We start from the raw sequence: 14026 nt of genomic DNA, 5'->3' as shown, positions 1-14026 counted from the left end.
GGTCAGCCCGCCGCCTCGTCCTTCATCATGTATCCCGCGCCGCGCACGGTGCGCAGCAGCGGCTGGTCGAAGTCCTTCTCGATCTTCGAGCGCAGCCGCGAGACATGGACGTCGATGACATTGGTCTGCGGGTCGAAATGATAGTCCCAGACGTTTTCCAGCAGCATGGTGCGCGTCACCACCTGGCCGGCATTCTTCATCAGATATTCGAGCAGGCGGAACTCGCGCGGCTGGAGCAGGATTTCCTTGCCGGCGCGCTTGACCGTGTGCGACAGACGGTCGAGCTCTAGGTCGCCGACGCGGTAGACCATGTCCTGCTCCGGCGTGCCCTTGCGCCGCCCGAGCACCTCCACCCGCGCCAGAAGCTCGCTGAAGGCATAGGGTTTCGGCAGGTAGTCGTCGCCGCCGGCGCGAAGCCCCGTCACGCGGTCGTCGACCTGGCCGAGCGCGGAGAGGATGAGCACGGGGGTGTGGATGTTGCGGCGGCGCAGCTCCGAGATCAGCGACAGGCCGTCGCGGCGCGGCAGCATGCGGTCGATGACCAGGACGTCGTAGCTGTTCTCGGTGGCGAGGAAGAGCCCGCTTTCGCCGTCGCTCGCATGGTCGAGCACGATGCCCGCCTCGCGAAAGGCCTTCGAGAGATAGGCAGCCGCCTCCAGATCGTCTTCCACAATCAATATCTTCATCGTGCGGACCTTACAGCATGTTCGGCGGGACTTGGCCAGAGTGCCGTGTCCCGATATGGCAGCGCCGCGAAACCTTGCGATTTCGCGGCGCCGAAAAGCGGATTACGGAGCCGCTCAGCCCTGGTCGATCGGCAGGGCCAGGAAGCGGCTGCCGTCATTGGTCTCGATCTGGAACAGCGCCTTGGAGCGGCCGTCCTTGCGGGCATTGTTGATGACCTTCACCACGTCGTCGGCGGACTTGACCGCCTGGTTGTTGACGGAGGTGATGCGGTCGCCCTGCTTCAGGCCGCGGTCGCTGGCGTCGGAGTCCGGATCGACGGAGGAGACCGTCAGACCGTCGTCGCCCGGCGTGACCGAGATGCCGAGATCGGCAAGCGCCTGCTCGCTGGCGGGCGCTTCCGGTTCGACTTCGTCCGTGCCCGTCGCGGCCTGGATCTGCTCGCCGGCAAGCGTGCCGATCTCGACGCGGATCGTCTCGGACTTGCCGTCCCGCCAGACCGAAAGCTCCACCGTCTTGCCGGGCGCGATATCGGCCACGCGGCGGGCAAGGTCACGCGGATTCTTGATCGGCTCGCCATCGAGCGCCGTGATCACGTCGCCCTTCTTGATGCCGGCCTTGGCACCGGGCGAATCGGCCTGCGGTTCGACGACGAGGGCACCGGCGGCGTCCGCAAGGCCGAGCGAATCGGCGATGTCGCGGCTCACCGGCTGGATCTGCACGCCGAGCCAGCCGCGGTCGACCTTGCCGTCCTTCATCAGGTCGGCGACGACGCCCTTGGCGACGGAAGCGGGAATCGCGAAGGCGATGCCGACATTGCCGCCCGACGGCGAGAAAATCGCGGTGTTGATACCGACAACCTGGCCGTTAAGGTTGAAGGTCGGGCCGCCGGAATTGCCGCGGTTCACGGCGGCGTCCACCTGCAGGTAGTCGTCATAGGGGCCGGAACCGATGTCGCGGCCACGGGCCGAGATGATGCCGGCCGTCACCGTGCCGCCGAGGCCGAACGGATTGCCGACGGCAACGACCCAGTCGCCGACGCGGATCTGGCTGTCATCGGCGAAGCTCACATAGGTGAACTTGCGCTTGTCCTTCTCCTCGACCTTCAGCACGGCGAGGTCCGTACGGCTGTCCTTGCCGACGAGCTTGGCGTCGAGCTCGGTGCCGTCGTTCATCACGACCGTGAAGGCACTGCCGTCATTGACGACGTGATTGTTGGTGACGATGTAGCCGTCTTCCGAGATGAAGAAGCCGGAGCCCTGCGAGGTCGGGCGCAGGTGCGGCTTGCGGTCACGGCCGCGGCGGTCGCCGCGATCACCGAAGCGGCGATCCGGCCCGCGGTCGCCCCGGAACTGGTCGGGGCCGCCGAATTCGCGGAAGAAGCGCTTCAGCGGATGGTCGTCGGGAAGCTCATCGAAGCCCCGGCCGCCGAAGTTGAAGCTGAAATTGCTCTCGTCGTTGGCCGGCTTGACATCGGACTGGACGCGAACGGAAACGACGGCCGGCGAGACGGCCTGGACGACATCGGCGAAGCTCGCGACCTGCGGACCTTCGACGGAAACGGCCTCCGCGAAACTTTCGGTGACGCGCGCGGGAATGCCGGTCGCAAGCATGACGGCCGCAAGCCCGGCGACGGTGGTCGTCTTCAGGACGGTCTTGAGGCCCGGACGGAATGCTGAAATCTTGGACATTCTTTGCACCTTTTCTCTCACTTCATGGCTGCGTGCGGCAGCCGATGAGCAAGAGATAGGCGCGTGCACATTACAGCGCACTATCCGCGGCATGAATTTTTGGTAATGTTGGGAAGGAAGGCAGTAGGCAGTAGGCAGTAGGCAGTAGAAATATCTTCTTCCCTACTGCCTATTGGCTACTGCCTAATTCCTCATCCCTAATTCCTCACTCCAGAGCCTTTTCCAGCTCGGCCTTCTCCGCCTCCGAAAGCGGCGTTCCCGTCGGCTTGCCGCCGCGCTTGCGCACGAAGAGCACCATCGCCGCCGCGCCCGCGAGGAAGAGCACGATCGGCGCGCCCCAGAGCAACAGCGTCTCGCCGCGCAGGCGCGGGTTCAGCAGCACGAATTCGCCGTAGCGCGAGACGACATAGTCGATGACCGCCTCGTCGCTGTCGCCGTTCTTCAGCCGCTCGCGCACGAGAAGCCTGAGGTCGCGGGCAAGCTCGGCATTGGAATCGTCGATCGACTGGTTCTGGCAGACCATGCAGCGCAGCTGGGCCGACAGCGCCCGCGCCCGCGCCTCCAGCGCCGGATCGGCCAGCACCTCGTCCGGATTGACCGCGAAGGCCGGAAAAGCGGCAATCAGGAAGGCCGAGGCGAGGAGCAGGCGACGCATCATTCCGCCGCCTCCAGCGCGGGCTTGACCTTGCGCACCTTCTGCGGCGCCCCGACGCGCAGCCGCCGGTCGCACAGCGACACGATGCCGCCCGCCATCATGATCAGCGTGCCGATCCAGATACAGAGGATCATCGGCTTCCACCAGACGCGCACGACGATGCCGCCGTCGGCCATCGCATCACCGAGCGAGACATAGAGCTGGCTGAGCCCGAAGGTGCGGATGCCCGCCTCCGTCGTCGGCATGCGGCGGGCGGAATAGAGCCGCTTGGAGGACCAGACGTCGGTGACGATCACGCCGCCGCGCGCCACCGTGAAGTGGCCGGATTCCTCGGAATAGTTCGGCCCCTGCCCGCGGCGCATGCCGTCGAAGGTCAGCGTGTAGCCGCCGGCCTCCACCTGCATGCCGGGCTTCATCTCGACGACATGCTCGGTCTCGAACGCCGTCACCGCGATGACGCCGATGACCGTCACGCCGATGCCGATATGGGCGAGCGCCGTGCCGAAGGCCGAGCCCGGCAGGCCGATGAAGCGGCGGACGGCGACAGTGCGCGCCACCTTGCCGATGCCGGCGCGCAGCCACAGGTCGGTGATCGCGCCTGCGATCATGTAGAAGCCGATGGCAAGGCCGAAATAGGCGAGCACCGGCCCGCCGTTCTGGATGTAGAGAACCACCGCCGCGAAGACGAGGCCGATGCCCGCCGCCGTAAAGAGGCGCTGGCCGGCGGCGAAGACGTCGCCCCGCTTCCAGGCGAGCAGCGGCCCGAACGGCACCGCCAGCAGCAGCGGCAGCATCAGAAGGCCGAAGGTGAGGTTGAAGAAGGGCGGGCCGACGGAGATCTTCTCGCCCGTCAGCGCTTCCAGCACCAGCGGATAGAGCGTGCCGGTCAGCACCGTGGCGGCCGCCGTCGTCAGGATCAGGTTGTTGAGGACGAGCGCGCCCTCGCGCGAGATCGGCGCGAAAAGCCCGCCGGCCTTCAGCGTCGCCGCCCGGAAGGCAAAGAGCGACAGCGCGCCGCCGATGAAGAAGACCAGGATGGCGAGGATGAAGACGCCGCGCGTCGGATCGGTGGCAAACGCATGCACCGAGGTGAGCACGCCGGAGCGCACCAGGAAGGTGCCGAGCAGCGACATGGAGAAGGTGAGGATCGCGAGCAGCACCGTCCAGATCTTCAGCGCCTCGCGCTTTTCCATGACGAGCGCCGAATGCAGGAGCGCCGTGCCGGCGAGCCAGGGAATGAAGGAGGCGTTCTCCACCGGGTCCCAGAACCACCAGCCGCCCCAGCCGAGTTCGTAATAGGCCCAGTAGGAGCCCATGGCGATGCCGGCGGTGAGGAAGCTCCAGGCCGCCAGCGTCCACGGCCGCACCCAGCGCGCCCAGGCCGCGTCGATCCGCCCGTCGATCAGCGCCGCGATGGCGAAGGAGAAGCTGACGGAGAAGCCGACATAACCGAGATAGAGCAGCGGCGGATGGATGGCGAGGCCGATGTCCTGCAGAACGGGATTGAGGTCCTGCCCCTCGGCCGGCGCCGGCTGGAGCCGCAGGAACGGATTGGAGGTGAGCAGGATGAAGAGCGCGAAGGCGGTGGAGATGAAGCCCTGCACGGCCAGCACGTTGGCGCGCAGCCGCTCCGGCAGGTTGGCGCCGAAGGTGGCGACAAGCGCGCTGAAGAAGACGAGGATGAGGAGCCAGAGCAGCATCGAGCCCTCATGGTTCCCCCAGACCCCGGTGATCTTGTAGATCATCGGCTTCAGCGAATGCGAGTTCTGCCAGACATTGCCGACCGAGAAATCGGAGACGACATAGGCGAAGGTCAGCACCGAGAAGGAGAAGAGCACGAGCAGAAAACCGGCCAGCGCCGCGGCCGGCGCCACGGCCATCAGCGCGCGGTCGCCCCGGATCGTGCCGATCAGCGGCAGGATCGACTGGACGATGACGGTCGCCAGCGCGAGGATGAGGGCATAGTGTCCGAGCTCGATGATCATTTGATCGTTTCCTTGCCGGAAAGTTCGACGCCCTGCGCCTTCAGGCGATCCGCGACGTCCTTGGGCATGTAGGTCTCGTCATGCTTGGCGAGCACCGTGTCGGCCAGGAACAGCCCGTCCGTGCCGAAGGCGCCTTCCGCCACCACGCCCTGCCCCTCGCGGAAGAGGTCGGGCAGGATGCCGGTATAGGTGACCGGCACCGTGGCAAGCGTGTCCGTCACCGTGAACGTGATGGTGGAGCCCTCGCCGCGCTTGACCGTGCCGGCCTCCACGAGCCCGCCGAGGCGGATGCGCGTTCCCGGCGGCACATTGGCCTTGGTAAGATCGCCCGGCACGTAGAAATAGGCGATCGACTGGCTGAAGGCGAACATGACGAGCAGCACCGCCGCCACCAGGAAGGCGATGCCGCCGCCGATCACTGCCAGACGTTTCTGCTTGCGTGTCATGGTCCGCTGCCCTCAGCCGAAATCGATAGGTCCCGGGCAAGCGCCAGAAGCTGTTTGCCGTTGTCGCTGTCCGCCGGGAAGGTCTTCAGCGCCGTCTGTAGCGCAGCTTCTGCCTTCGGCCTTTGATCCAGCACAACATAGGAACGGATGATGCGCATCCATCCTTCGATATTATCAGGGTTTTCCTCAAGCTTCGCCGCAAGGCTCTCGACCATGCCGGATATCATCTGCTGGCGGTCGCCCGCCGACATGTCCTGGGCGGCCGCCATGTCCTCCGCCGTCGGATTGCCGAGCGCACCGGCGACCGCATCACCTTGCCCCTCGGCAAGCCCGGCAATATGCCGGTCGACGAGCGGCAGCCAGGGCGCATCGGCCGGCGCTTGCTTCGCCAGGGCCTCGAAGGCCGCGCGCGCCTCGGCGCGCTTGCCCTCCTGCTCCAGCGCCAGCGCCAGGTAGTATTCGGCGCGCGGATTGTCCGCCTTCAGCGTCAGCGACTGTTCCAGCCGGGCGCGCGCCTCGGCGGTCACGATGCCGTTCGACTGGGCGATCAGCGTTTCCGCATAGCCGTCCAGCCGTTCCGGCGTCGGCCCGAGCAGGCGGATCGCCTGGGAAAAGGCGTTCGCCGCATCCTCCACCCGGCCGCTGCGATAGTAGATCGGCGCCAGGAGGTCCCAGCCCGCGCCGTCGTCCGGATTGCGCGCGAGATGGTTCTCCGCCTTGGCGATGAGGATGGAGATGTCGTTGCCGGGATTGGCAAGGCGCTCTGCGAGCGGCTGGGCCGGAAGATCCGGCCGGCCGGTCGCCACGTAAAGACAGAGGCCGATGGTGGGCAGCAGCACGATCACGAAGACCTGCGCCAGCCGGTTGCGGCGCCCGGCCGGGCTCGCCCCGCCCTTCGCCTCGGCCTTGCTGGCCGCGATCAGCCGGCGTGCGACCTCCGCCCGGGCAAGCTCGGCCTCGTTCGCGCCGATGAGGCCGCTCGCCTCGTCGCGCTTCAACTCTTCGAGCTGGTCGCGGTAGACCTCGACGTCGTGACCGGCGTCATCCGCCGCCGCCGCAGGGCGGCGCAGCAGGGGAAGAAGCAGAACGGCGGCCACGGTGGCCGTCAGGATGGCGACGAGAATCCAGAAAAACATGACCGTTCAAATACTGGAACGCGCGAACGTTTCCAATTCCCCAGGGAACGATGACGTGAATTTGAGGCGTTTCGCCGCAACCGTCGACGACCAGGCTTGCGCTAACGCATGTCCAGCCGAAGCGGCGCCGGTAAAAAACGAAACGCCTTCCCCTTTTCCGGTGACCTCACGCCACCGGAAAAGGCTACGACAGCGGCGCCCAGGCCCCGTCCGCATTGCGGCAGGCCGCCCCGCGCGTTGCGGTGTCCCGGCCGCCCACGGTCAGGGTGTGGCTGTACTGCCGGCAGTTCTGCGAGCCGACCTGATAGGGCGCGGCCGCGACCACCGATCCGCTGACGCCCTTGCCCTGCCAGACGACGGGCTGGCCGCCGGGCGCGGCTTCCAGCGCACGGTATTCAGCTTCCAGCGCCCGCTGCATGTCCGCCTTGGAAAGCTGCGCGCCGCCGGCATTGCGGCTGACGAGCCCGCCCTGCAGCGCTGTGATATAGACGCCCGCTCCGGTCGCAACGGCCGCGCCGGCGGCCCCGGCTACGCCGCCCGACGTGGTCGTGCATCCCGAAACCGTCGCTGTTGCCAGAAGGAGGGGGAAAAAGGCGCCGCGCAAACCCGTCTTCATCCGCTGGGACCGTCTCTCTTCATGAGAGAGCGCCTTCACCCGTGGGCGAAAACGCTCTGACCTTTTGTTCTGCCGCAATTCCGGGCGCAAAACCGCTTCGCAGGTTTGCTGGAACTGCTCTCGCTTTCGTTTCCACGCGACTGCGGCTGCAAAACCGCTTCGCGCTCCTGCCGGACTCGTCCCGGAGGCGATACGCCCAGCCGGCACTTCATCCATCCCGCGATCCTCATATTCGCGAGCCCCTTCCTTGTTGCATTGTCCGCGGTCTCAGGCAACATCCTTTGTGACGGCCGGAAGCACGAGCCGTGCCAGAAGCCCGCCGCGCGGCCCGCGCGAAAGCGCGAAGGTTCCCTGGTATTCCGAGGCGATCTCGCTGACGATGGAAAGGCCGAGCCCGGTGCCCGGCTTGCTCTCGTCGAGCCGCTTGCCGCGCTTCATCGCCTCGCGGATCTCGTCCGGCTCCAGCCCCGGCCCGTCGTCCTCCACCTCGATGACGATCCAGTTCCTGCGCGCATCGTCGTTGCCGCGCACCTCGGCCGGCGCCATCAAGGCGCGCACGGCCACCGTCGTGCGGGCGTAACGTGCGGCGTTTTCCAGGAGGTTGCCGACGGTCTCCTCGACGTCCTGCTGCTCCATCGCCAGAACCAGCCCCGGCGGATCGACCGTCAGCGGAAACTGCCGTTCGGCATTGAGCCGCCGCATCACGCGCACCAGCCGCTCCAGCACGGCCTGTGCCTCGGTGCGCGCCAGCACGGATTCGCGCTGGGCGGCGATGCGGGCGCGGTTGAGATAGGATTGCACCTGGCTCTGCATGGCTTCGGCCTGCGTGCGCACGAGATCGCCCTGCGGGGCGGCGAGCAGCCGCGATTCGTTGAGGAGAACCGCGATCGGCGTCTTCAGCGAATGTGCAAGGTTGCCGACCTGCATGCGCGCCCGCTCGACGATGCGCCGGTTGCTGTCGATCAGCGCATTCACCTCGCTCGCCAAAGGCAGGATTTCCCTTGGAAAATCGCCATCGAGCTGCTCGCTCTCCCCCGCGCGGATCTTCTCCAGCGCCTTGCGCGCCCGGTCGAGCGGCTTCAGGCCGATGAGGATCGCCGCCGCGTTGAGGAGCAGGCTGCCGACACCGAAGCCGGCCAGCGCGAGATAGAGGCTGCCGGAAAAATCGTCGATATCGCCCTCCAGCACGTCGCGGTTGCCGACGACGCGGAAACGCGCCGTGCGCCCCTCGTCGTCGAGCACCACTTCCGTCTCGCCCACCTCCACCTCGTTGCCGAAGGAATCGATGGTCGTGTAGAAGCGCTCGTAACGCGTGTCGAAGGGAATGCTGTCGGTATCGGGGATCGGAATGCTCCCCGTTCCGAGCGAGGACGAGGTCAGCGTCTCGCTCGCCAGCGCCCCGCCGATCGGCTCGACCACCCAGTACCAGCCCGATTGCGGCTGGAAGAAGCGCAGGTCCCCGAGCTGCGGCGTGCCGGTCAGCCGCGTCTCCTCGTCCGCCGAAACGGAGTTGATGACGTTGTAGAGCTGCGCGCGCAGGAGATCGCGAAAGCTCTTCTCCGCGCTCTGGCGATAGAGCGTCGAGATGACGACGGCGATGACGATGAGTGCGACCGCCGCCCAGAGCGAGGCGAGAAGAAGAACGCGGAAGGTGAGCGAGCGGGAGCGCCTGGCGTTATTTGCCATTGGCGGGGGCTTGCATCCGGTAGCCGAGGCCGCGCACGGTCTCGATCAGGTCAACGCCGATCTTCTTGCGCAGGCGCCCGACAAAAACCTCGATCGTGTTGGAATCGCGGTCGAAATCCTGGTCGTACATATGTTCGACCAGTTCGGTGCGCGACACCACCTCGCCCATATGGTGCATGAGGTAGGAGAGCAGCCGGTATTCATGCGAGGTCAGCTTCAGCGTCTCGCCGTTGACCGTCGCCTTGGAGCCCTTCGTGTCGAGCCGCACCGGCCCGCAGACGATGTCGGGGCTCGCATGGCCCGCCGCGCGGCGGATCAGCGCCCGGATGCGCGCCAGCACCTCCTCGACATGGAAGGGCTTTGCCACATAGTCGTCGGCGCCGGCGTCGATGCCGGCCACCTTGTCGCTCCAGCGGTCGCGGGCGGTGAGGATGAGGACGGGCGTCGTCTTGCCGTCGGCACGCCACTTTTCGAGGACGGTGATGCCGTCCATTTCCGGCAGGCCGATATCGAGGATGATGGCGTCATAGGGCTCGGTGTCGCCGAGATAGTGGCCTTCCTCGCCATCGAAGGCCTGGTCCACCACATAGCCTGATTCCTTCAAGGCCTCGCTGAGCTGCCGGCTCAGGTTGACATCGTCCTCGACCACCAGGATGCGCATTCGCCCTCTTTCCTATCTCTCTCGTTCCATCACGAAAGGCCCGGCGGCCCTACATCGGCACGCGCACGGTCACCTTGCGCGGCCGGGCATTGCCCTTGCCGGGCACGAGCACCGTCACCACGCAGGTATCGCCCTTCGGCTGCGCCGAGAGCAGTTCGCCCCCCGTCTGGGCGACCACCTGCGCAGCCGCGTCGCTGCAATCGCCCGCGACCGCGACGACGTCCCGCGCCGTGCCCGTCTCGACGGGCACCGGCAGGATCAGGCTGGCCGCAAGCGCGGTTATGAGAAGTGGCGAGGCCATGAATGTACTTTCAGGTGCGGATCAGTGTGATGCAAGCAATAAACGATCCACGCTGAATGGCAAATGAATGCCCTGTGGATCGTCAAGCCGCCTCACCGCACGCGCCGGCGCGCGCAAATCCGCCCGTAGAGCGCGACGAACCCGCCCAGCGTGCCCACCGCCGCCACGAGGAGATCGGCCAGTTCCCCCTCGTCCCCGGCGGTCACCTCGACGCCCGCCGCATGGGCGAGCGAGGCGAGGATCGCGACCAGCGCGCCCCAGACGGTGCGCGACAGATACCAGGCTTTTGCGTCGTCGTTCATCGGTTTTCCTTTCGCTCAGAGGATGATCGTCGCCCGCGCCGGCAGGCCGAGCGGAATGGCCCGGCCGAGCTGGCGCACACGGATGGAGAGCGCCACCTGCGGCGCGCCGAAATCGGCAAGCTCCTGGGCCGCCGGATAGGTGAAGGCCGGCGCCGCGGTCTCGACGCTGCGCACCGCCGTTTCGCCCGAGAGGATATCGAGGCGATAGGCCTCCACCGGCTCGTCGAGCGGGATCTCGGCAGCCAGCCAACTGTCCGAATCGATCCGCCCGCGCCGGACCCACGACAGCCGCACGACGCCGTCGAGACCCCGCCGGCCGCGCAGATGCACCGGCGCCAAGGGCGTCAGCGCCCGCTCGCCGCCGGCAAAGGCGAAAGGCCCCGCCTGTCCGGGCGTCATGCCCACCGGCTCGACGAGCCAGTTCGACGGCCGCCCCACCTCCTCCACGTCGAGCCCGAGCGGCAGCACGGCATCATCAAGCACCACCGCCCGCGCCCCGGCCGCATGGCCGGACGCCATGGCGTCCTCGGTGCCGTGCAGGGCACGCAGCAGCCGGGTGAGCCGCCAGCGCCCCGGCGCGATCTCGCTCGCCCCGGCAAAGCCGACGATTTCCCAGGCCCCGTTGCCGGCCCTGATCGCAAGCCGGTTGGCGCCGTTCAGCATGGCAAGCGTGTCCACCGTGGAAAGCCCGCCGAACGGCAGGTCGAGCACGATCGCCCGCCCCGGATCGAACCGCCCGACGACGCCCGCCGCCAGCGGCTCGACCAGCGTGCCGATCCGTGCCGGCCGGTCGAGCCGCACGCGGCTGCGATAGCCTTCGCTGCCCTCGGAACTCGACACGATCATCGATCGCCAGGGCTGCGCATAGGCGGCGACGCGGGCAAAATCCTGCGCCCCGCCCGAGCCGAGCACCGGCAGGTCGAGAAAGACGACATCCGGCGCAAAGGCATCGCGCGCCCCCGGCCCCGCCCCGCTCACCGGCCGGCCGCGGCCGTCCAGGAGCAGGGGCGCCGGGCTTTCCCCGGCCGCGATCGCCCGCGCCTCCACCTCGCGCACCAGCCCGTCGGTGATGCCGGTGATGAGGAAGCGCCCCTCCGGCCCGCCGGCCAGCCGCACGATGTCGCCCGGTGTCACGCCCATCGCCGTCGGCGGCAGGCGGAAGGTGAGCCGCCGCTGCCCCGCCCGCTGGTCGCGCAGCGCCGTCTCGACGCTCGCCGCGGCCGCCCCCGCATGCAGCACCGCCGGCAGCGCCAGCCGCAGCACGCGGTCGTTCTCTCCCGCCATGCGGCGCGAGCGCGCCGTCACGCGCGAATAGGTGCCCGAATCGTCGAAATGGTCGAGGATCGCCTCGCCCGCGAAATCGCTGGCATGCCCGCGGCTCTCCTCGAACAGCGCCTCCTCCGGCCGTTCGGCAAGAAGGCCGATCTCCGCCGGCGGCAGCGCGGATTTCAGCCGCGAGCGGAAGACCAGCCTGCCGTTCGCCTCCAGCGCATCGAGCTGGAACGCTTCCATCAGCGGCTCGATCAGCGCGCGCGCCGAGGTCTGGTCCGCCTGCACGAAACCGGAGAGATCGCCGGCCACGCTCGAGACGTCGAAATCGAAAAACCCGTGATCCTTCAGGATCGCCGCGATGACATCCGCCACCGTTCCGGCCCCGAGCCGCGCGTTCAGCCAGTGCCCGCGCTGCCAGTTGAGCCCGTCCGACCAGAGCGCGGTATCCTCGGGAAAGGCCGGATAGGGCCGCGCATCCCAGGTCCACAGGAAGACATGGCCCGGATCGACCATGCCCGCCTCCGGCCCGCTGCCCTGCCACCAGCCGTGGTGCGCGTCGAGGAAGCGCCGCTGGACCGCGTCGTTGCGCGCCCCGCCGGAATGATAGGGCAGCGCGTTCTCCGCGCTTTTCGGATCGACGAAGACGTTCGGCTGGTTCGCCCCCTTGTCGACCGCCGGGCAGCCGAGTTCGGTGAACCAGATCGGCTTGGAGCGCGGCACCCAGGCGGTGTGGCCCGAAAGCTCCGCCCCGCCCGGCCCGCGCTCGTAGTGGCGATTACCCCACCAGTTCGCGAGGTCCTTGTAGCGAAATACCCAGGGCTTTCCCGCCATGCCGTCGGTGATCGGCACGCGCTCGCGCGCCGCCCGCGCCGCCGCGTCGGGATAATGCCAGTCGAACCCCTCGCCGCCGGTGATCATGGCGCGCATGGCCGCCATGTCCTCGGAATGGCGAAACCCATCCGGATTGCCGGCCAGCGTATCGGCATTCTGCCAGTCGGAGAGCGGCATGTAATTGTCGATGCCCACCGCATCGATCGCCGGGGACGCCCAGAGCGGGTCGAGATGATAGCGCACCTCGCCGCTGCCGCCCGGCGGCTGGTAGCCGAAATATTCGCTCCAGTCCGCCCCGTAGGTGATCTTCGTGCCCGGCCCGAGGATCGCCCGCACGTCGCCGGCAAGCGCGGCAAGCGCCTCGACGAAGGGAAAGGCCCCGCTCCCGTCGCGCAGCCAGGTCAGCCCGCGCATTTCCGAGCCGATCAGGAAGCCGTCCACCCCGCCCGCCGCCTCCGCCAGCAGCGCATAGTGCAGGATCAGTCGCCGGAATCCCTCGTCGCCGGTAGGGCCGGTGACCTCCTCGCCCGAAACGGAAAAACTCCCCGCCCCGGCCGCGCCGACAAAGGCGTTCACCTGGCTGCGCGCCGACGCGGTCCCGTCGGCGGACGGCGGATGGCAGGTGATGCGCCCGCGCCAGGGATAGGGCGCCTGCCGCGCGTCGCCATAGGGATCGGGCAGCGTGTTGTCGACCGGCACGTCCATCATCAGGAAGGGGTAGAGATAGACCTCGATCCCGCGCGCCTTCAGGTCGCGGATGGCCGCGATCACGCTCGCATCCGAGGGCGTGCCGCCATAGGCCGGCCGGCCCTCGACGCGGCTCACCACATAGGCGTCCTCGCGCGCGATGCCGGAAACCCTCCAGGGCTTGCTCTCCTCCTGCCGGGCGGGCACCTCCACCCCCGGCAGGATGCGGCACTCACCGGCCCGCAGATCCGTGCCGAACCAGGCGACCACCAGCCCCACCCGTTCGAGGCCGGGGCACAGCGCCTGCAATTCGTCGATCGAGGCCACCCAGTCCGTCGCCGCGACGAGCGTGTTGCGGTTCATGTTGCGCGCCTTGCCGGCGGCGATCTTCTCCGTCACCAGCTCGGGGTCGTAGCCATGTTCGCTCGAGCCCGGAATGACCGTCACCGCCCGCACCTTGCCTTCCAGCGAGCCGACCGGCTTCAGCACCTCGAACTGCAGGATGGGGATGCGGTTGCCGAACGTGTCGAGCGGCAACCGTTCGAAGACGACATAGGCAAGCCCGCGATAGGCCGGCGCGTTGCCGGCCCCCTGCTTGGCGAGGATCAGCGGGTCGGGCGCCTGGTTCGCGGTGCCGCGATGGACGCGCATCTCGATGCCGGTCAGGTCGATCTCCCGCCCGTCCGCGAAGACGCGCCGGATGCCGGCGATCGGCCCTTCGCACACGCCGACGGCGAAGTTGGCGAAATAGCTGAAGGTCTCGACCCGCGGCCCGCTCGCCTTGCCGCCGGCGCGCTCGACGGAGACGTCCTCCTCGAAGCGCGTCGCCCAGATCAGCGTGCCGCCGACGCGCGCCGTGCCGTAGACGCGGCTCATCGCCGTGCCTTCCTCCGCGCCCGGCACGCGCCCGTCATTGAGCCGCGCGCCGGGAATCCTCGTCATGCCGCCCAACAGCGAGCGGTCGACCGCCGAGCCTGCCAGCGCCCCGACGGCCCGGCCGAGCATGGCGCCGAACGGCCCGAAGAGGCCGCCGAGCGTCGCGCCCGCCGCCTGGAAGAGAAGTGTCGCCATGG

12 protein-coding genes are annotated in these 14026 nt (G+C 68.0%); all 12 read right to left on the bottom strand.

From position 1 onward, the window contains the following. Positions 1 to 2: 2 nt before the first annotated feature. The 12 genes from shn_RS05595 to shn_RS05540 all read right to left on the bottom strand — a co-directional run bounded on the left by shn_RS05595 (position 3) and on the right by shn_RS05540 (position 14024). A complete protein-coding gene (locus shn_RS05595) occupies positions 3 to 686 on the bottom strand; it encodes a response regulator transcription factor (protein ID WP_064329523.1) in 684 nt (227 codons plus the stop codon). A 114-nt stretch (positions 687 to 800) separates the two neighbouring features. Then, the gene (locus tag shn_RS05590; RefSeq protein WP_064329522.1) at positions 801 to 2375 is read right to left on the bottom strand and encodes a Do family serine endopeptidase; all 1575 of its coding nucleotides are present in this window, start codon (positions 2373 to 2375) and stop codon (positions 801 to 803) included. Positions 2376 to 2580: 205 nt separating this feature from the next. Then, on the bottom strand, positions 2581 to 3033 hold the full coding sequence (locus shn_RS05585) for a cytochrome c-type biogenesis protein (protein WP_064329521.1): 453 nt from the start codon (positions 3031 to 3033) through the stop codon (positions 2581 to 2583). Beyond that, complete coding sequence (locus shn_RS05580; RefSeq protein WP_064329520.1) at positions 3030 to 5015, bottom strand: heme lyase CcmF/NrfE family subunit; 1986 nt, start codon at positions 5013 to 5015, stop codon at positions 3030 to 3032. Before shn_RS05580 ends, shn_RS05585 begins: the two co-directional genes overlap by 4 nt. Further along, positions 5012 to 5461, bottom strand: coding sequence for a cytochrome c maturation protein CcmE (ccmE, locus tag shn_RS05575; protein ID WP_064329519.1), 450 nt, complete (start codon positions 5459 to 5461; stop codon positions 5012 to 5014). Before ccmE ends, shn_RS05580 begins: the two co-directional genes overlap by 4 nt. Beyond that, entirely contained in the window at positions 5458 to 6597 is a 1140-nt protein-coding gene (ccmI, locus tag shn_RS05570) for a c-type cytochrome biogenesis protein CcmI (protein ID WP_064329518.1), read from the bottom strand. The genes ccmE and ccmI overlap by 4 nt, the downstream gene beginning before the upstream one ends. A gap of 184 nt (positions 6598 to 6781) precedes the next feature. Then, complete coding sequence (locus shn_RS05565) at positions 6782 to 7213, bottom strand: hypothetical protein (RefSeq protein ID WP_064329517.1); 432 nt, start codon at positions 7211 to 7213, stop codon at positions 6782 to 6784. A 267-nt stretch (positions 7214 to 7480) separates the two neighbouring features. Beyond that, positions 7481 to 8899: a HAMP domain-containing sensor histidine kinase gene (locus tag shn_RS05560; protein ID WP_064329516.1), complete on the bottom strand. Its 1419-nt coding sequence runs from the start codon at positions 8897 to 8899 to the stop codon at positions 7481 to 7483. Then, the gene (locus tag shn_RS05555; protein WP_064329515.1) at positions 8889 to 9560 is read right to left on the bottom strand and encodes a response regulator transcription factor; all 672 of its coding nucleotides are present in this window, start codon (positions 9558 to 9560) and stop codon (positions 8889 to 8891) included. Before shn_RS05555 ends, shn_RS05560 begins: the two co-directional genes overlap by 11 nt. Positions 9561 to 9609: 49 nt before the next feature. Continuing rightward, positions 9610 to 9861, bottom strand: coding sequence for a hypothetical protein (locus shn_RS05550; protein WP_064329514.1), 252 nt, complete (start codon positions 9859 to 9861; stop codon positions 9610 to 9612). 92 nt (positions 9862 to 9953) lie between these two features. Next, complete coding sequence (locus shn_RS05545) at positions 9954 to 10163, bottom strand: hypothetical protein (RefSeq protein ID WP_064329513.1); 210 nt, start codon at positions 10161 to 10163, stop codon at positions 9954 to 9956. A gap of 15 nt (positions 10164 to 10178) precedes the next feature. Beyond that, positions 10179 to 14024: a glycoside hydrolase/phage tail family protein gene (locus tag shn_RS05540; protein WP_064329512.1), complete on the bottom strand. Its 3846-nt coding sequence runs from the start codon at positions 14022 to 14024 to the stop codon at positions 10179 to 10181. Between the last annotated feature and the right edge of the window lie 2 nt (positions 14025 to 14026).

Origin of the sequence: Shinella sp. HZN7, from assembly GCF_001652565.1 — a bacterium.
In the GTDB taxonomy this organism is placed as follows: Bacteria; Pseudomonadota; Alphaproteobacteria; order Rhizobiales; family Rhizobiaceae; genus Shinella; species Shinella granuli.
This window is presented reverse-complemented; position numbering and strand designations above follow the sequence as displayed.

Excerpts from the sequence above, each read along its gene's own strand:
- shn_RS05595 (WP_064329523.1), bottom strand. The coding sequence starts at position 686 with ATGAAGATATTGATTGTGGAAGACGATCTGGAGGCGGCTGCCTATCTC.
- shn_RS05590 (WP_064329522.1), bottom strand. The coding sequence starts at position 2,375 with ATGTCCAAGATTTCAGCATTCCGTCCGGGCCTCAAGACCGTCCTGAAG.
- shn_RS05585 (WP_064329521.1), bottom strand. The coding sequence starts at position 3,033 with ATGATGCGTCGCCTGCTCCTCGCCTCGGCCTTCCTGATTGCCGCTTTT.
- shn_RS05580 (WP_064329520.1), bottom strand. The coding sequence starts at position 5,015 with ATGATCATCGAGCTCGGACACTATGCCCTCATCCTCGCGCTGGCGACC.
- ccmE (WP_064329519.1), bottom strand. The coding sequence starts at position 5,461 with ATGACACGCAAGCAGAAACGTCTGGCAGTGATCGGCGGCGGCATCGCC.
- ccmI (WP_064329518.1), bottom strand. The coding sequence starts at position 6,597 with ATGTTTTTCTGGATTCTCGTCGCCATCCTGACGGCCACCGTGGCCGCC.
- shn_RS05565 (WP_064329517.1), bottom strand. The coding sequence starts at position 7,213 with ATGAAGACGGGTTTGCGCGGCGCCTTTTTCCCCCTCCTTCTGGCAACA.
- shn_RS05560 (WP_064329516.1), bottom strand. The coding sequence starts at position 8,899 with ATGGCAAATAACGCCAGGCGCTCCCGCTCGCTCACCTTCCGCGTTCTT.
- shn_RS05555 (WP_064329515.1), bottom strand. The coding sequence starts at position 9,560 with ATGCGCATCCTGGTGGTCGAGGACGATGTCAACCTGAGCCGGCAGCTC.
- shn_RS05550 (WP_064329514.1), bottom strand. The coding sequence starts at position 9,861 with ATGGCCTCGCCACTTCTCATAACCGCGCTTGCGGCCAGCCTGATCCTG.
- shn_RS05545 (WP_064329513.1), bottom strand. The coding sequence starts at position 10,163 with ATGAACGACGACGCAAAAGCCTGGTATCTGTCGCGCACCGTCTGGGGC.
- shn_RS05540 (WP_064329512.1), bottom strand. The coding sequence starts at position 14,024 with ATGGCGACACTTCTCTTCCAGGCGGCGGGCGCGACGCTCGGCGGCCTC.